General features: G+C 58.6%; 13 protein-coding genes and 5 pseudogenes. 13 read left to right on the forward strand and 5 right to left on the reverse strand.

The annotated features are described in order from the left end of the window. The first annotated feature begins 18 nt into the window (after positions 1 to 18). Positions 19 to 2,265, forward strand: a complete 2,247-nt coding sequence (locus tag P6U16_RS25545) for a xanthine dehydrogenase family protein molybdopterin-binding subunit (RefSeq protein WP_277704215.1) — start codon at positions 19 to 21, stop codon at positions 2,263 to 2,265. Positions 2,266 to 2,529: 264 nt separating this feature from the next. Here the strand turns inward: P6U16_RS25545 and P6U16_RS25550 are convergent, their stop codons facing one another. The 5 genes and pseudogenes from P6U16_RS25550 to P6U16_RS25570 form a co-directional block, all read right to left on the reverse strand. Beyond that, positions 2,530 to 3,681, reverse strand: coding sequence for an epoxide hydrolase family protein (locus P6U16_RS25550; RefSeq protein WP_277704216.1), 1,152 nt, complete (start codon positions 3,679 to 3,681; stop codon positions 2,530 to 2,532). A gap of 101 nt (positions 3,682 to 3,782) precedes the next feature. Then, positions 3,783 to 4,832 carry a CaiB/BaiF CoA-transferase family protein gene (locus tag P6U16_RS25555; RefSeq protein ID WP_349017713.1) on the reverse strand — a complete coding sequence of 350 codons (1,050 nt, stop codon included), beginning with the start codon at positions 4,830 to 4,832 and terminating at the stop codon, positions 3,783 to 3,785. Positions 4,833 to 4,901: 69 nt separating this feature from the next. After that, positions 4,902 to 5,642 (reverse strand): NAD(P)H-dependent oxidoreductase, encoded by a 741-nt coding sequence (locus P6U16_RS25560; protein WP_277704217.1) that lies wholly within the window; start codon positions 5,640 to 5,642, stop codon positions 4,902 to 4,904. 12 nt (positions 5,643 to 5,654) lie between these two features. Beyond that, positions 5,655 to 6,814 (reverse strand): annotated as a pseudogene (locus tag P6U16_RS25565) (acyl-CoA dehydrogenase family protein). A 90-nt stretch (positions 6,815 to 6,904) separates the two neighbouring features. Next, positions 6,905 to 7,861, reverse strand: a complete 957-nt coding sequence (locus P6U16_RS25570) for a LysR substrate-binding domain-containing protein (protein ID WP_277704218.1) — start codon at positions 7,859 to 7,861, stop codon at positions 6,905 to 6,907. A gap of 213 nt (positions 7,862 to 8,074) precedes the next feature. Here P6U16_RS25570 and P6U16_RS25575 point away from each other — a divergent pair. The 12 genes and pseudogenes from P6U16_RS25575 to P6U16_RS25630 form a co-directional block, all read left to right on the forward strand. After that, positions 8,075 to 8,514, forward strand: a pseudogene (locus P6U16_RS25575) (phosphonopyruvate decarboxylase); the annotation flags it as partial. A 13-nt stretch (positions 8,515 to 8,527) separates the two neighbouring features. Continuing rightward, entirely contained in the window at positions 8,528 to 9,115 is a 588-nt protein-coding gene (locus P6U16_RS25580; RefSeq protein ID WP_277704219.1) for a thiamine pyrophosphate-dependent enzyme, read from the forward strand. 7 nt (positions 9,116 to 9,122) lie between these two features. Then, positions 9,123 to 10,600, forward strand: a pseudogene (locus P6U16_RS25585) (aldehyde dehydrogenase). Between the two features lie 8 nt (positions 10,601 to 10,608). Next, entirely contained in the window at positions 10,609 to 11,781 is a 1,173-nt protein-coding gene (locus tag P6U16_RS25590; protein ID WP_277704220.1) for an FAD-binding oxidoreductase, read from the forward strand. Between the two features lie 25 nt (positions 11,782 to 11,806). Continuing rightward, entirely contained in the window at positions 11,807 to 12,580 is a 774-nt protein-coding gene (locus P6U16_RS25595) for an SDR family oxidoreductase (protein WP_277704221.1), read from the forward strand. A 4-nt stretch (positions 12,581 to 12,584) separates the two neighbouring features. Further along, a complete protein-coding gene (locus tag P6U16_RS25600) occupies positions 12,585 to 13,040 on the forward strand; it encodes a VOC family protein (protein WP_277704222.1) in 456 nt (151 codons plus the stop codon). A gap of 9 nt (positions 13,041 to 13,049) precedes the next feature. Then, positions 13,050 to 13,163, forward strand: a pseudogene (locus P6U16_RS25605) (LamB/YcsF family protein); the annotation flags it as partial. After that, a complete protein-coding gene (locus P6U16_RS25610; RefSeq protein ID WP_277704828.1) occupies positions 13,129 to 13,299 on the forward strand; it encodes a LamB/YcsF family protein in 171 nt (56 codons plus the stop codon). The pseudogene P6U16_RS25605 and the gene P6U16_RS25610, both read left to right, overlap by 35 nt. Before the next feature lie 20 nt (positions 13,300 to 13,319). Continuing rightward, a complete protein-coding gene (locus tag P6U16_RS25615; protein WP_277704829.1) occupies positions 13,320 to 13,610 on the forward strand; it encodes a DUF1330 domain-containing protein in 291 nt (96 codons plus the stop codon). Between the two features lie 69 nt (positions 13,611 to 13,679). After that, entirely contained in the window at positions 13,680 to 14,324 is a 645-nt protein-coding gene (locus P6U16_RS25620; RefSeq protein ID WP_277704830.1) for an allophanate hydrolase subunit 1, read from the forward strand. Then, positions 14,321 to 15,381: pseudogene (locus tag P6U16_RS25625) on the forward strand (biotin-dependent carboxyltransferase family protein). The gene P6U16_RS25620 and the pseudogene P6U16_RS25625 overlap by 4 nt, the downstream one beginning before the upstream one ends. Before the next feature lie 150 nt (positions 15,382 to 15,531). Then, positions 15,532 to 17,190: an electron transfer flavoprotein-ubiquinone oxidoreductase gene (locus tag P6U16_RS25630; protein ID WP_277704223.1), complete on the forward strand. Its 1,659-nt coding sequence runs from the start codon at positions 15,532 to 15,534 to the stop codon at positions 17,188 to 17,190. The last annotated feature ends 41 nt before the right edge of the window (positions 17,191 to 17,231 follow it).

The raw sequence follows: 17,231 nt of genomic DNA on the forward strand, positions 1-17,231 counted from the left end.
CCTCTTCCGAGAGAAAATATGGGTCAGCCCCTAGCACGGGTCGATGGCCGGCTGAAGGTCATGGGCAGGGCCAACTATCCAGCCGATATCCCGGTAAATAATCTGGCGCATGGGTTGCTGGTGGCGAGCGGAATTGCCCGCGGCCGGGTCCAGGAGCTGCATCTTGACGAGGCTCACGCCGTGAAGGGCGTACTCGACATCCTGACCCATGACCATATCCGCGGCGAACTAGAGCCACCGGAATTCGGCACCTCCGGATCGAGCTCCATCGGCCCACTGCACGACGACAAGATCTGGCATGATGGTCAGATTATTGCGCTGGTGATCGCTGAAACCATAGAAGCGGCGCGCGAGGCGGCGATGCGCATCACCGTAGACTATAAGGAAGAACAGCCAAGCACGAGTTTTGGCTCCGAAGGAACTGAAACAGTCGCGGCAAGCGAGGTCAGCCAGCAGTTCAAGGAAGATGTCAAAGCTGGCGATTTCGAAACGGCCTTCGACGCTGCCGAGGTGAAGATCGATGTCGAATACGGCATGCCGACGCACCATCACAATCCGATCGAAATGTTTTCGACAACGGCATATTGGCAGGGTGAAGAACTGACTGTCCACGAGCCGACGCAGAACGTGTATGGCTGGAAGGTCGAAATCGCTCGGCAATTGAAGATTGAGCCCGACCGGGTGCGGGTCATCAGCCCTTATATCGGTGGCGCGTTTGGATCGAAGGGTCCGATTACGCCTCGAACGGCTATCGTGGCACTGGCCGCGCGTAGGCTTGGTCGACCAGTGCGCTGCGTCGTAACCCGTTCACAATCGTTCACAACCCAGACCTATCGCGCCGAAACCCGCCACCACATTCAGATGGCTGCCGCGCGCGATGGCCGAATCACAGCGTTCAAGCATGAGGGTTGGGAGGTTACATCGCGTCCCGACCCTTACGTCGTCGGCGGAACGAAAACGACTGGGCGCCTCTACAATTACGGCTCAGTGCTGACCAAGGTCTTTCTGGTCAAGACGGATCGGCCGACACCAAGCTACATGCGCGCGCCAGCGGAAACGCCTTACATTTATGCGTTGGAAAACGCCATGGACGAAATGGCAGTCGCGCTGAATATGGATCCTGTCGAGTTCCGTCGCGTCAACGACGCGAGCCAAGACGCGATCGAGGGGAAGCCGTTCTCCAGTCGCTCGCTGATGCAATGTTACGACGAGGCAGCGAGCGAATTTGGCTGGTCAAAGCGCAATCCGCAGGTCGGCAGCATGCGCGATGGCGACTGGCTGATAGGCATGGGCTGCGCAACTGCTGTCCACCCGGCGAACGTCGCTCCCTGCGCAGTGCGGATCACGTTAAGAGATGACGGGCACGCACGTGTGCAGACAGCGTCACATGAGATTGGCACGGGAGTACAAACCGTGGCTGCGCAACTCGCCGCCGAGCACCTTGGACTTCACCCGAGCATGGTCCAAGTGGAAATGGGCGATACCCGCCTTCCGCCCGCTCCCGTTACGGGCGGCTCGAGTACAACGGCAAGTGTGTGCTCAGCCATCATCAAAGCATGCGAGGAGATCCGCGAGAAATTGGCACGAGCGGCCGTGACCGCAAATGACGGGCCGCTTGCAGGGCGTGACCCGGCCTCTGTCCTTCTTAAGAATGGTAGACTGGTCGCCGCCGATGCCTCACAGGCGCTGAAGGATGTTTTCAAACATGTCGGGAGCGGCGTCATCGAGCAGTACACCGAATTCCGTCCGGATGGGGCTTCGCCGGATGCCGTTTCGAACCTCTATCAAGGCAAAATGGAAATGGTGAGCGGCGAGAAGGGTGATATGATAAAATACGCCTTCGGGGCTGAATTCGTCGAGGTCCGCATCCATCGCCGAACCCGAGAAATCCGCGTTCCGCGCGTTGTAGGCGCCTTTTCCGGAGGCCGGATCATGAACACGAGGACTGCCCGCAGCCAGTTGATGGGCGGGATGATCTGGGGTATCTCGTCGGCGCTACACGAGGCGACCGAGTTTGACTGGCGTAGCGCCCGCGTGGTCAACCGCGACCTGCAGGATTACCTTGTGCCGGTCAACGCGGATATACAGGACGTTAAGGTCATTCTCGTTCCGGAAACCGACACGCACGTCAATCTCGCAGGTGTGAAAGGTCTCGGCGAACTCGGCAATGTTGGCACAGCGGCGGCCATCGCCAGCGCTGTTCACCATGCCACCGGCAAGCGTATCCGTGAGCTTCCAATCCGGATCGACAACCTTCTCGGCTGAGAGCGGTTTTTGAGGTGGGATTAAGCCTAGCATCGAAAAAGTATCGAAAGCCCCGAGGGGTTGTCATGAACAGAGCTGCATTTGTGATTGTGGGGGCTATGGTTTGTCCTGATGGCGGTTGTCGCTAGCCCGCGTCCCTTCATGGCTTTGACGTAGACCACCCAGGAGCGTCCTCGTTGCATGCGGTCGATCAGTCAAAGCCAGAGCCTCTCGGAAGGGCAACTACCCGTCGCCTACTGCTCACGTTAGTCAATCAGCCGCCAATTACGGGCGAAGCGGCCGGAAAAACTCCCTGATCTCCTTTGACAACAAATCTGGCTGCTCAAGTGCTGCGAAATGCCCGCCGGCCGGCATTTCTGACCATCGTGTGACATTTGCGACCCGTTCGACCCACGACCGCGGCGGGATCGGCAGTTCTTTGGGAAAATGCGCGATCCCTAAAGGCGGCGTCAGTCGTTCGCTCGCGGCAAAGATGAGAGGGTCGAGGCGGTTCTCTTTATAAAGCCGGAGCGAGGCATTGAGGTTGCCGGTGAACCAGTAGATCGAGATATCAGTCAAAATCGTATCCAGCGAGAGCAAGCCTTCGAGATCACCGTCGCAGTCCGTCCATGCCCGAAACTTTTCTGAAATCCATGCCGCCAGTCCCACGGGTGAGTCCGAAAGCGCGAAGGCCAAAGTCTGCGGCTTGGTAGAATGCAGTGCCGCGTATGCACCCTCGGTCGCCGCCCATGATGCAGCTCTCATCTGGTAGGCCCGCTCTTCTTTCGTCGGCTCTTCGCCCAGCGCCAGAGTCGGACGGAACCCTGCCGACACATAATTCAGATGAGCGCCGAGGACCGTGTCCGGATACAACCGCGCTAACCACGTGGACACGCCTGAGCCGATGTCGCCGCCTTGCGCACCAAACCGCTCGTATCCGAGCGATACCATCAGTTCATGCCAAAGGTCGGCGATGACGCGTGATCCGACGCCCGGCTCTGTCGGCGCCGACGAGAACCCATAGCCGGGAAGCGAGGGAACCACCACATCGAAGGCGTCCGCTGGATCGCCACCATGCGCTCCGGGATTGGTCAGGAGCGGCAGGATGCGTTCGAACTCGGTGAAGGAACCAGGCCAGCCATGGGTGAGGATCAGCGGCAAAGGTGCCGGCCCAACGCCCTTCTGGTGGATAAAATGGATATCAGTGCCATCGACCGATCCGACAAATTGCGGCAGTTGGTTAAGTCGCGCTTCTTCTGAACGCCAGTTGAAGCGGTTCTGCCAGTGATCGACCAGCTTGCGGAGAAAGCCAAGACTTGCGCCGTCCTCCCAGGAAGCGTCGTCAAGTGCGTTAGGCCAGCGGGCCGTGGACAGACGATGCTTCAAATCCACAAGGTCTTCGTCGGCGATCGCGATCGTGAATGGACGAATGATCATGTCTTATTCCTCGAGTGGTCCGCGAACGCTTAAAACCCTAACTCAGGTGGCGCGTGAGTTGGCCGACCGCCTTTCGTGAGGCCCTACCGGTACACGTTGAATCAAACGAACTCGCTACGGACACGATCAGTATCGGCGCCAAGCCCCGGAATGCGAGGTGGGGTGGTGAATGGCTCAGATCGAATGGCAGACTTGGGGACACTGACTCTCTTACCGTTGGGAAGTTCAACCTGGATCCGCCGCAAGGCTTTGTGCTTGGGCAAATCTCGCACCTCGGTCACTCTTCCCCAAGCATTTTGAGCCTGGTCCAGTCGCCGGATTGCTTCATCGCGGTCAATTGCCGCGAAAATCGGTTCGATCTCTTCGTCAAGCGCCTGACGATTGGCAACGCGCTTTGAGTTGGTCGCAAATCGTTCATCTTCGACCAGATCCGGGCGGCGAAGGACCGTCTCACAAAACCGCTTCCACTCGCTGTTTTGCTGAATGGAAACGACGAGCGCACCGTCGCGGCAGGAATAGGGACGATAGGGATATATGGAAGCGTGTGCGAGACCATAACGCTGTGTCTCGCGTCCTGCATGCTCGAAGTGAAGGAGGGGAACAGCCATCCAATCGGCCATGCCATCGAACATGGTGATGTCGATTACACGACCCCGCCCTGTCTTCGCTCGTGTAAGTAGCGCCTCTAAAATTGCTGCGTGGGCGTTCATACCCGTTGCAATGTCGGCGGCGGAAACGCCGATTTTGCTCGGAGTGTCCTGAGTTCCCGTAACAGAACAGATTCCGCTTTCTGCTTGCACCAACATATCGTAGGCACGCATTGCCGCATAATCCGTATCCTGCCCATAGCCAGCGATGTTCACAGCGATCAGATGCGGAAAATTGTCGGTTATCGCCGCTGCAGACAACCCGAGGCGGTTAACCGCCCCAGGAGCAAGGTTCTGCACGAAGATGTCGGCTTTGGCCAACATGCGATGGAGCAGCACTAGTTCGGCCTCGGACTTCAGATCCAGCGCTGCGCTTTCCTTACCGCGGTTGAGCCAAACGAAATAGGCAGACATCCCCTCGACGGTCGCATCGTAGTGCCGTGCCGTCTCACCCTCAGGGCGCTCAATCTTGATGACCCTAGCCCCTGCGTCGGCAAGGCGCACCGTACAAAGGGGGCGGCCACGGCCTGTTCGATCGAGACCACCAACAGCCCGGACAAAGGGAGAGTGCCGTCAGACATTCCTCTGCACTCCCGAGCGGGCGAGAACACCTGGCTTCAGACGCTCGTTCGCGCCATAGTCCTCCTTCGGATGGAAGAACAGGCGCGGGGTCGTTTCGAACTCGACAAGCCGCTTCTTGTAAGCCTCGAGGTACGCCTGGCGACCATCCTCACCGACGCGGCCAGGCATGTACGCGACGAATGGCGGCAGAACATCGAAGCCACTGTACCGCAAAAGTCCGTTGTGAATCGGCCACAGGACCGTCAGGATATCGCCGTCGATTCCGTCCGGAGCATAAGTGTCAGCCGATGTCCCGGTCGTCGTTGCGACCATGGCCGTCTTACCCTTGAACATGCCAGTGTCGTACTTTCGGCCCGGCAAATATGCGAAGCCACGGGCAAAGACGCGGTCCGCCCAGCCCTTAAGGACTGCCGGCATACCGAACCACCAGACCGGAAACTGAAAGATCACTAAGTCTGCGCGCTTCAGTTTTTCCATTTCCGCCGCGATGTCCGGCGACGTGGTTCCCTTCTCACACGCTTTGGTCTGCTCAATCGGAAGGCTAAAGAAGTCCGGATTGCTCGGTTCCCCTTCGAAGTCGTCATGGCCGGCCACGGGATTGAACCCCATCGAGTAGAGATCGCTCACGACGACATCGTGACCGGCAGCAGTTAGCGCTTCGACGGCGACGTCCTTCATGGCGCCATTGAACGATTTGGGTTCTGGATGAGCGTAGACAATGAGGACGTTCACGGTAAAATTCTCCTAATACGAGCGAGGCAGGCCGAGCACGTGCTCGGACAGGAAAGAGAGGATGAGATTGGTTGAAATCGGCGCGACCTGATAAAGGCGCGTTTCCCGGAATTTGCGCTCAACATCGTATTCCTCCGCGAAGCCAAAGCCGCCATGGGTTTGAATGCAGACATTCGCAGCCTCGTTTGAAGCGTCCGCGGCCAGCATCTTAGCCATGTTTGCTTCTGCCCCTGGATTCTTGCCTGACTCGTAAAGGCTCAACGCTTCCCGCACCATCAGTTCAGCGGCCCGCATGTTTGCGTAGGCTCTGGCGATTGGAAACTGGATACCCTGGTTTTGGCCAATCGGCCGGCCGAACACTTGGCGCTCCTTGGCGTAATTGCTCGCCTTCTCGATGAACCACTTGGCGTCCCCAACACATTCGGAAGCTATCAGAATTCGCTCGGCGTTCATGCCGGATAGGATGTAGCGAAAACCCTTGCCTTCCTCGCCGATCAGATTTTCCGCGGGAACTCTCAGGTCGTCGAAGAAAACTTCCGTTGTTGCATGGTTCATCATCGTACGAATTGGGCGAATTGTGAGACCGTTGCCGATCGCTTCGCGCATGTCGACAAGCAGGACAGACAGACCGTCAGTCTTCTTCATGCCCTCCTTGAGGGGAGTGGTTCGGGCGAGGAGCAGCATCAGGTCAGAATACTCCGCCCGGCTTGTCCAGATTTTCTGTCCCTTTACAATGAAGTGGTCGCCATCAAGGCGTGCCGTCGTCTTGAGCGCACCCGTATCTGTGCCACTAGTTGGCTCGGTCACGCCGAACGCCTGCAGACGCAATTCGCCGGAGGCAATGGCCGGCAGATATTTTTGCTTTTGCTCCGCCGAGCCGTGACGCAAGAGCGTGCCCATCGTGTACATCTGTGCGTGGCAGGCCCCGCCATTGCAGCCGGCTCGCTGGATTTCTTCCAGCACAGCCGCTGCCGCTGAAAGAGGAGGCCCGCGCCGCCATATTCCTCGGGGATGAGGATGGATAGCCAACCTGCCTCCGTAAGCGCGTTGACGAACTCTTTAGGATAGGACATGTCGCGGTCCTGGGCCCGCCAGTATTCGCCCGGAAAGCGCCGGCACAGCTTGTCAACCGCCTCGCGTATATCCGAATAGTCGTGGACGGTTTCCGTCATCCGCTTGCTCCTCAAAACTGGTCGCACAAGCTAACGCGTAAGCGCCGATAACGACAAGGATAGACTGGCGAGATCAGCTATGCCGAAATTTTATAACCGTTTGGGGATTGGCGCTGACTCCGGTATGAGGATTCGGCCGGACCAGATGCCGCGTTCAACCAGGGTTTCGATGGTCGTCGCGATGATTTGGCCGGCAAATCGAGCAAGCCGTGGGACCGGCCTGTCCGTGGGATATGACATGATGAGCCTCCGCATTGGGACAGGATCAACCAGAGGCGCTGCGCAAAGCGATCCTTTCCTCAACTCCTCATGAATGGGGGCCAGCGGAAGCACAGTGACGCCATGGCCACTGCGCACGAGAGATTTGAGCGTCGAATAGCTATCAGCTTCCACCTTGACGTTTAGAGTAATGCTCGCTTCCTGGGCGAGGCGATCGAGGATTATGCGCAGCCCATGGCCGACACTCGGTAACAGCAGGCGATACCCTTCTAACAGGGAAAAGGAGACCGGAGTGTCCTGCGAAAGTCCCGAGTCGGCCGGACCGATGAGAAAGAGCGTTTCCTCAAGCAGAGGGTGAATGCGCAGGGTCCGGGCGCTCTTGGGGTCGTAGAGGATAGCGGCGTCGATTTCGCCTCTATGCAGCCAGTCGAGCAGGTAGCCAGAGTAGGCGCTAACGATTCTGAGTGTTGCCTCCGGATGCCGGGCTTTGAAGGCTGAGACCAGAGGCTCGGAGAGAATGTCCGAGGCAGTCGGTGGCATGCCAATAGACACATGACCGCGCAACGGCGCGTCCACGTCGGACACGACCGCGCGGATTTCCTCCAGCTCGGCCATGATCCGCAGTGCATGACGCAGAACGTCCTGCCCCTGCTCGGTGACAATCATGCCGCGACCGTGCCGATCAAAGAGGCGAACGCTGAGTTCTTCCTCCAACAACCGTATTTGCCGGCTGAGCGCGGGTTGTGCGATGTGCATTCGGTCCGAAGCCTTCGAAAGGCTCCCGAGCTCAGCCACATGAATCAGGGTGCGTAATTGAGAAATGTCCATGCTATACAATATCGCTATATCTGATCGTTAAAAAGGGTCGATGTCGAAACATTTCCGTTAAGGCATACAAGGTCTATCAATAATCCTACAGGGAGGCGAACCTTGGCTGCCGCTGAAATTTTATCCGCTCAAAAAGGGCCGACGGCTCGGGACCTCGAAACCGATTGGCCTATCGAGCTCTATGAAACGCTCAGGGCTGCAGATGTCAGCCACATGTCCTACGTCCCCGACGCAGGTCATTCGACCCTGATCAGGCTTTTCAACGAAGATCCGAAGGTCGTCAGCAATGTCCTGACAACGGAAGAAGAAGGTATTGCCGTTGCTGCTGGAGCCTGGCTCGGCGGCAAGCGCAGCGTTGTTTTGATGCAGTCTTCCGGTGTGGGCAATTGCATCAACATGCTGTCTCTTCCGGTGCAAGCGCGCTTTCCCTGCTCCTCCTCGTAACGATGCGCGGCGAGTGGGACGAGTTCAATCCATGGCAGGTTCCAATGGGGCAGGCGACGCAAGCCTCACTCGAGGCGATTGGCGTCAGAGTTCTGCGTGCAGAGACTGGTGCCGACCTTATTGAGACCGTGGAGCAGGCCGCGACGATGGCATACCAGGCTGACCAGCAGATCGCCGTTCTGATCGGCCAGCGCCTGCTCGGCAAAAGAAGTGGTAATCGATATGACTCTTTCGACGATGGACCGCCGCGCGGCGGCAAACAAGCTACTCGATGCACGGGACGGTGCGCTGGTGGTCACGGGACTTGGCTCCCCAAGCTATGATGTGCATATCGCCGGGGATCGGGACGACAATTACTATTTGTGGGGCGCCATGGGCGGGGCCGCATTGGTAGGCCTTGGACTGGCGCAGGCGCAGCCTGACAAGCGCGTAATGGTTATAACGGGTGACGGCGAGCAGTTGATGGCCTTTGGCGCGCTGGCGACCATCTCGGTCGCAAAACCGAAGAACTTCGACCTAATTGTGCTCGACAACCAGCATTTCGGGGAGACCGGCATGCAGTCGAGCCACACAGGTAGAGGCATTTCCTTCGACAAGGTGGCTGCCGCGGTTGGTTTTGCTCAAACCGCCGAACTCAGAACCCTTGAAGAGGTCGACAATCTGGCTCTCCAGCTGGCCAAGCCGGCGACAGGCCCACGTCTCTTCGTGCTCAAGATCGCGGCCGAGAACTTGCCGCGTTCGCTTCCGCCGCGTGACGCCGTTCACGTCAAGAACCGCTTCCGGGCTCACCTGGGGCTTGCAACCTGCTGAGGTTTGAATGACGCTGCTCGGTTTTCAAAACACGGTCGCCGGGCAGCTCCAGCCTGCCCGAGCTACCTTTGAATCCTTCGATCCCTATACCGGCAAGGCATGGGCACTGATCCCGCGCGAGGGCGCATCGGAGGTTGATGCCGCCGTCGCTGCCGCGAAGGCGGCTTTCCGATCGCAGGCATGGGCTGGGCTTACGGCGAGCGGGCGAGGAAAGCTCCTCGTCCGTCTCGCCGATCTCATCGCGGCCAACGCTGAGCGCCTCGCGGCGATTGAGACGCGCGACAACGGCAAGCTGATTTCCGAGACAACGGCTCAGTTACGCTACATTCCGGAGTGGTTTCGATATTTCGGGGGCTCGCGGACAAGGTTGAAGGTTCCGTCCTTCCGATCGACAAGCCAGGGATGTTTGCCTTTACCCGGCATGAACCTCTGGGCGTCGTTGCGGCTATCGCACCGTGGAATTCTCCATTGATGCTGCTTACCTGGAAGCTCGCGCCGCTGCTAGCCGCGGGCAACACAGTCGTCGTCAAGCCGTCCGAACATACCTCTGCCTCTACCCTGGAATTCGTGAAGCTCTTTGCAGAAGCAGGTTTTCCGGCTGGTGTGGTGAATACAGTGACGGGTATGCCGCTCGATGTCGGCGTGCCGCTGGTCTCGCATCCCGACGTCGCCAAGATTGCCTTTACCGGTGGCGAACCCGGTGGGTTGGCGGTATATCGCGCCGCGGCGGAAGGGTTGAAGACCGTCACCCTGGAACTGGGCGGCAAATCGGCCAATATCATTTTCGAAGACGCCAAAATCGAAAGCGCGGTCAACGGAGCGATCTCAGGCATCTTCGCTGCAAGCGGTCAGACATGCATCGCCGGCTCCCGACTCCTCGTACATCGCCGCATCCACGATCAGGTCGTCGACGGCGTGGTGAAGCTTGCGGCAAGCGCTCGCATTGGAAATCCCGCGCTTGCGGAAACGCAAGTGGGTCCGATAACGACGGAGGCTCAGCGCGAGAAAGTCCTTTCCTACCTGGATGTAGCCCGGGCCGAAGGCGCGCAATGTGTGCTTGGCGGTGGAAAGCCACAGGAGGGCGGGCTGCGTGATGGCTGGTTTGTGCAACCTAGCATTTTTACCGGTGTCAACAACGGCATGCGCATCGCCCGGGAAGAGGTCTTCGGTCCGATCCTCTCGGTGATCCCCTTCGATGATGATGAGGAAGCTTTCGCCATCGCTAATGACAGTCCTTATGGACTGGCGGCAGGGTTGTGGACCGCTGATATGGGGCGGGCACTGCGCGGCGCCGCCGCAATGGAAGCCGGCACGGTCTGGATTAATACCTATCGCGCCGTCAGCTACATGGCGCCTTTCGGTGGCTACAAGCGAAGCGGAGTCGGACGCGAAAGTGGTCAGGACGCCATCTACGCCTATCTGCAGACCAAGACAGTCTGGGTTGACACAGTTGGCAGTACCGCCAATCCCTTCGTGATACGATAGGAGAGGGCGTGGCAAAATCATCCGAATCCGTCGTCGTAATCGGGGGAGCGATCGTCGGCAGTTCGATCGCCTATTTCCTGCGCGAGGTAGGCTTTTCGGGCGCAATCACCGTCGTTGAGCGTGATCCCACCTACCAGCAATCTTCAACCGCGCTTTCGGCTGCTTCAATCCGCACGCAGTTCGGCACGCCGGTTAATATCCATATGAGCCGGTTCGGGGCAGACTTCTTCCGCACGGTCAAGGATCGTTTCGGCAGTGCCGCCGATATCGGCTTTGTCGAGCGAGGATATCTTATTCTTGGAGGACCGGAGACGGTTGAGGTCCGACGGGCCGGTGTTGAGATGCAGCGCAGGGAGGGTGCTGACATCGCAGCTCTTTCTCCGGAGGAGGCAAAACGGCATTTTCCATGGCTCAATGTTGATGACCTTGGGGTTGCGACAACTGCCTGGCGCGACGAGGGTTGGTTTGATGCCTGGTCTCTCCTAACGCTCGTGCGCACATCAGCGCGCGATCGCGGCGTGACCTTCGTGAAAGGCCACGCTGAACATGTCGAGGTATCGGGAGAACGTGTTGTCAGTGTCAAGCTTTCTGATGGGACCCAGCTTCCGGCCGATTGGTGTGTGAACGCCGCAGGTGCCGCGTCGGCATCCGTTGTGCGCGGACTTGGGATTGAACTGCCCGTTTCTGCGCGAAAGCGCACGGTGTTCAGCATCAAGGCACCTTTGTCGAGGGATGGCTTTCCCATGCTGTTTGACACCTCCGGGGCGTGGATCCGCCCGGAAGGAGACGGGTTCATTTGTGGGATTGCGCCCAATGTCGAAAACGACCTCGATGCGACGGGCGATTTCGAGCCGGCCCATGACCTTCTGGAAGACGTGTTGTGGCCCGCACTTGCGCACCGCGTTCCGGCTCTGGAGCAGTTGCGCGTCGAACGTGCCTGGGCCGGCCACTACGAGGTCAATACGCTTGATCACAACGGAATTATCGGTCCGCATGACGAAATTCCGAATCTTATATTTGCCACCGGCTTTTCCGGGCACGGCGTAATGCACGCGCCGGCGACGGGACGTGGCGTTGCCGAACTGGTCGCGCACGGTGAGTACACGTCGATCGATCTGTCGCCTCTTGGGTTCGGGCGTATCCGCTCTGGCACGCCGCTCCACGAGAGCGTGGTCTACTAACTGAACGCAGAAAAGGAGTGAAACAATGAAACTGGCGGGCAAGATTGCTGTGATAACGGGCGGTTCAAGAGGGATCGGCCGTGCGACTGCCGAGCGTTTTCTGGCAGAAGGTGCAAAGGTCGTCATAGCATCCGTGGATGAAGCACGACTAAACGAAACCGCTAGAGAAATTGGCACGCCCGACGCGGTTCTGGTTGTCGCCACCGACGTCGGCAAGAAAGATCAAGTCGAAGCTCTGATCAGCAAGGCGGTCGAGAGGTTTGGCCGCCTTGACATTATGGTCAACAATGCTGGCATTGCCATGGTGCAGGATTTTCTGTCGGTGACAAAGGAAGACTACGATAAGGTTCTCGGCATCAACCTTGAAGGCGCTTTCTGGGGCACGCAGGCTGCCGCGCGACAGATGATCTCCCAGGGTGGCGGCGGCGTGATTATCAACATGTCTTCAATCAATTCGGGTCTCGCCAATCCGAACGTTGCGACCTATGCCATTTCCAAGGGCGGCATGAACCAGATTACGGGCACAGCTGCGGTTGCATTTGCACCGCATGGCATTCGGGTCGTTGGCGTTGGTCCAGGTACGATCGATACCGAGATGGTCCGCGGTGATTTCGTATCGAACGCTGGCGACAAAGTGATACTATCGCGTACGCCACTCGGCCGGTATGGAAGGGCAGACGAGGTCGCTTCAGTCGTGGCGTTCTTAGCAAGCGACGATGCATCCTACATTACCGGTGAGACGATCTATCCGGATGGCGGCCGTCGCGTGCTGAACTACGTAATGCCTGAGAAGAACTAAGCAAATGGCGGTTTTTGAGAAACTCCACCACATTTGTATCGTTGTTCATGACGTCGAAAAGACCGGTGCCTACTTCGCCAGTCTCGGTGTGGGTCCCTGGCAAGACTATCCGCCATTGGCAGCGTACAAGGAACTGGAGGTACCCAGCGAAGAGTCGTTCAAGGGACTGAAGTTCAAATTCATCAATCTCGCAAACTTCCAGCTCCAGCTTTGCCAGCCGGGTCCGGAGGACGGTCCCCAGCGGCGCTTTCTCGATTCTCATGGGGAAGGTGTGTTCCATCTTGGCTTCGACGTTCCCGATTGCGACGAGGCGGAGGAAACCGGGCTGGCGCTCGGTCTTGCTTCACTGATGCGAGGCCGGCGCGACGATCGCAGCGGATTTACCTTTTTCGATACGGCCCAGAAGGCCGGCGTCGTGCTGGAGGTACGCTCAAGTCCGGTACCTGCTGGAAAGCGATGAGCAAGAAAGATGCGGTCAATCGATCTCAATTCTGACTTAGGTGAGGGCTTTCGGCCCTTGGCTTATGAGCGACGACGAGCGATTCTCGGTGTTGTCACTAGCGCGAATATCGCGTGCGGCGGCTTTCGGGCGTCGCCTCATTCCGCTGAAAGCTTATTCGATATGTGTACATAGCGACAATAGCGGTGCTTTCGCGATGGCCCGTCACATCCGGCAAGAGTTGGAGGCGGCTGGCATAGGAGTTCGTGCATTTTTGTAATCGCTTAAGGAGCAGACGTGATGACCAAGGGATATCTTATCGCGCAAGTTACCGTCACCAATTCGGAGGCGTACTTCAGGTATGCGAAAGCGGCGGGCGACCTTCTCAAAAACTATGGTGCTCGCCTCATCGTTGCGCCCGAGTCAGCCCTGATCAAGGAAGGAAGCCCCAAAGCCCGGACGGCAATTTTCGAGTTCGAGAGCTTCGACAAAGCAAAGGAATTCTGGGACAGCCCGGAATATGCTGAAGCCAAGGTTTTGCGCTCTGGTGCCGCCGAGGCAGACTTCATCCTCATCGAAGGTGCCGACTGATTTGACTGCCGACGCCGCTTCCTCTGTGTCCGAAATCCCCCTCGATACCGACCGGTCGCAGGGCACGCCCTGCTCGTCGAATTCGGTGAGATAATAGATGAGCGGATTCATAGGCAGGTCCTCAGGTTGGACGCTGCTTTGAAGGTCACTCAATTCGACGGATTTGTCGAGGCGGTGCCAGCGTATGCGAGTGTACTAGTCTGTTTCGACCCTCTCGTGACGGACCACCAGAGGGTTGAAACGGCCCTATCGAATCTCATTGCTAATAACGTACCAAATGTTGGCTCGGTCTCGCTACGTGAAGTTGAAGTCTGCTACGATGCCGACCTCGGGAGCGACCTCGCTTCCGTCGCAGAGGCAACCGGGATTTCAGCCGAGGAGGTCGTCAACGCCCATCTTGCTGGGGACTACAGCGTCTTTATGTATGGCTTTGCGCCGGGCTATGCCTACCTCGCTGGCGTTCCTCAACCAATCCAGCTTCCTCGTAAACAAGCCGCAGTTCGAGGCGTTGCCGCTGGCAGCGTCCTCATCGCCGGTCCGCAATGCCTTGTCTCTACTTTGAACATGCCAACGGGTTGGTGGATTATCGGCCGCTCCCCGACGAAAATCCTCGATCCTTCATCAGAAAATCATCCGTTCCTTTTCGACGTCGGTGACCGCGTGCGATTTCGCCGCATCTCGCGCGCTGAGTTCGAAGCGAGTAGTCGCTCATGACCGAAGCTGTTTTATCCGTCAACTTCGCAGGCCCTCATGTTGCTGTCCAGGACGCTGGGCCCCGTGGCTACATGCGTTTTGGCGTACCCGCGTCCGGACCAATGGACCGCGCCTCTTTCGCTGCGGCAAACCTCTCCCTCGGTAATCCCCAAACCCACCCCGCCGTTGAAATCTCGATGGGGGGCTCGTATTGGATTGTGTTTCCGGAGTTGTGACCTTTGCCGTTGCAGGCGGAGGGTTCATCATAGACCACGCCGACAGGAAAGTTGGATCGTGGACGGTTGCCACCCTAAGTGCCGGAGAGAGGCTGGCGATACGGCCCGGGCACTGGGGCAGCTGGACCTACCTCGCCTTTGCCGGCAATCTCGCAACAAAGACTTGGCTGGGAAGTTCGTCCACGCATGCGCTATCCGGATTCGGCGGCGGTCGCCTCACAACGGGGCAGACGGTCACCGTGAGCGATGCCAAGGTGCGAGATGATCGGCTCGGCGCAATTCCGTGCCCAGTCACAGCACGCCCCCGTTCAGAATTACACGTAGTCCTTGGGCCGCAGGATCGGTTCTTTTCAGAAGAAATGATCTCGAAGTTTCTGTCCACCCCGTTTCGTCTAACCGATGCTTACGACCGTATGGGGGTTCGCTTGCAAGGACCACCGTTGACGCCGAACGCTCCGCTTGACATGCCATCCGAGGCGATTGTACGGGGTTCCATCCAGGTGGCTGGCGACGGGGTCGCCACTATTCTTCTGGCTGATCATCAGACGACCGGTGGCTACCCAAAAATCGCCACTGTCCTCGACACGGATCTCGACGCCTTCGTGCAACTCAGGCCGCGCGACATGGTGGCGTTCAAAGCAGTTACACCACAGCTGGCAAATGAGCACAGCCGGATGCGAGCAGCCACCGCCGCTCGTTACTTCGCAGCGATCGCAACCGCCCGCGGCACACTGGAACAACGTTTGATGAGCGACAATCTCATTGACGGGGTAGTTGATCCGACCCCCGATGGGGACGCTGACATTAACGACGTAGGCAAGTCAGCCAATCGTGTCGCCTAAGCGCTTGTCGGCAACGATTAGTTTTGGTTGACGTCGCCCGCGACCTGAGGGGCGATGGAATGGCTGTTGAGATGCTGCGCACGTCAATGGTGTTACTGTCTGTGCCGCCAGTGGGGCGCGCCAGGCAGTCTAACGAAGGAACGATTCAAAATGGCTATGGAACTGCCCGAGCGCGAAAGCATGGAATTCGACGTGGTGATCGTCGGCGCAGGTCCGGCTGGTCTGTCGGCGGCGATCCGGCTGAAACAGGTCAATCCGGAGCTTTTGGTCGTCGTTCTGGAAAAGGGTGCCGAGGTCGGCGCGCATATCCTGTCCGGCGCGGTGGTCGATCCGATCGGCATCGACCGGCTGCTGCCGGGCTGGCGCGAAGAGGAGGGGCATCCCTTCAAGACCGCGGTGACGGACGACCAGTTCCTGCTGCTCGGCCCCGCCGGTTCGATCCGCTTGCCGAACTTGTTAATGCCGCCGCTGATGAACAATCACGGCAATTATATCGTCTCGCTCGGTCTGGTCTGTCGGTGGCTGGCCGAAAAAGCCGAAGCGCTCGGTGTCGAGATCTATCCGGGTTTTGCCGCGACCGAAGTGCTCTACAATGATCAGGGCGCCGTCATCGGTGTCGCCACCGGCGACATGGGCGTCGAGAAGAACGGCGAGCCAGGCCCGAACTTTGCCCGCGGCATGGAACTGCTCGGCAAGTACACGCTGATCGGCGAGGGTGTGCGCGGCTCGCTCGCCAAGCAGCTAATTGCGAAATTCGATCTCTCGAAGGACCGCGAACCCCAAAAGTTTGGCATCGGCATCAAGGAACTCTGGCAGGTGAAGCCGGAGAACCACAAACAGGGTCTGGTGCAGCACTCGTTCGGCTGGCCGCTCGGCATGAAGACCGGGGGCGGTTCGTTCCTCTATCATCTCGAAGACAATCTGGTCGCCGTCGGCTTTGTCGTGCACCTGAACTACAAGAACCCCTATCTCTATCCGTTCGAGGAATTCCAGCGCTTCAAGACGCATCCGGCCATCCGCGGCACCTTCGAAGCCGGCAAGCGGCTGACCTATGGTGCCCGCGCCATCACGGAGGGCGGCTACCAGTCGGTACCGAAGCTGACTTTCCCCGGCGGCGCGCTGATCGGCTGTTCGGCCGGCTTCGTCAACGTACCGCGCATCAAGGGCAGCCATAATGCGGTCCTCTCGGGCATTCTCGCGGCCGAAAAACTGTCTGACGCGATCGCCGCCGGTCGCGCCAATGACGAGGTCATAGAGATCGAAAACGGCTGGCGCGACAGCGCCATAGGCCAGGACCTGAAGCGGGTGCGCAACGTCAAGCCGCTCTGGTCGAAGCTCGGCACAGTCGCCGGCGTCGCGCTCGGCGGTCTCGACATGTGGACCAACCAGCTGTTCGGCTTCTCCTTCTTCGGCACGCTGAAACACGGCAAGACCGATGCGCAGTCGCTGGAGCCGGCGGCCAAACACAAGCCGATCGCCTATCCGAAGCCGGATGGCATGCTGACCTTTGACCGGCTCTCCTCGGTGTTCCTGTCCAACACCAATCACGAGGAAGACCAGCCGGTACACCTCAAGGTCAGGGATATGGAATTGCAGAAGCGCTCGGAGCTTGACGTCTATGCCGGCCCATCGACCCGCTACTGTCCGGCGGGTGTCTACGAATGGGTGGAAAAGGACGGCGAAGACGTTTTCGTCATCAACGCCCAGAACTGCGTCCACTGCAAGACCTGCGACATCAAGGACCCCAACCAGAACATCAACTGGGTCCCGCCGCAGGGTGGCGAGGGGCCGGTCTATCCGAATATGTAACCCACAACGGGGGCACTATGTCATCCCGCCCCGACCGTCGC

The sequence above is a fragment of the Rhizobium sp. 32-5/1 genome, from assembly GCF_029537235.1.
Lineage (GTDB): Bacteria > Pseudomonadota > Alphaproteobacteria > Rhizobiales > Rhizobiaceae > Pararhizobium.

Coding starts and splice junctions, on each gene's coding strand:
- P6U16_RS25570 (WP_277704218.1), bottom strand. CDS start 7,861: ATGGACATTTCTCAATTACGCACCCTGATTCATGTGGCTGAGCTCGGG.
- P6U16_RS25600 (WP_277704222.1), top strand. CDS start 12,585: ATGGCGGTTTTTGAGAAACTCCACCACATTTGTATCGTTGTTCATGAC.
- P6U16_RS25545 (WP_277704215.1), top strand. CDS start 19: ATGGGTCAGCCCCTAGCACGGGTCGATGGCCGGCTGAAGGTCATGGGC.
- P6U16_RS25550 (WP_277704216.1), bottom strand. CDS start 3,681: ATGATCATTCGTCCATTCACGATCGCGATCGCCGACGAAGACCTTGTG.
- P6U16_RS25580 (WP_277704219.1), top strand. CDS start 8,528: ATGACTCTTTCGACGATGGACCGCCGCGCGGCGGCAAACAAGCTACTC.
- P6U16_RS25615 (WP_277704829.1), top strand. CDS start 13,320: ATGACCAAGGGATATCTTATCGCGCAAGTTACCGTCACCAATTCGGAG.
- P6U16_RS25630 (WP_277704223.1), top strand. CDS start 15,532: ATGGCTATGGAACTGCCCGAGCGCGAAAGCATGGAATTCGACGTGGTG.
- P6U16_RS25595 (WP_277704221.1), top strand. CDS start 11,807: ATGAAACTGGCGGGCAAGATTGCTGTGATAACGGGCGGTTCAAGAGGG.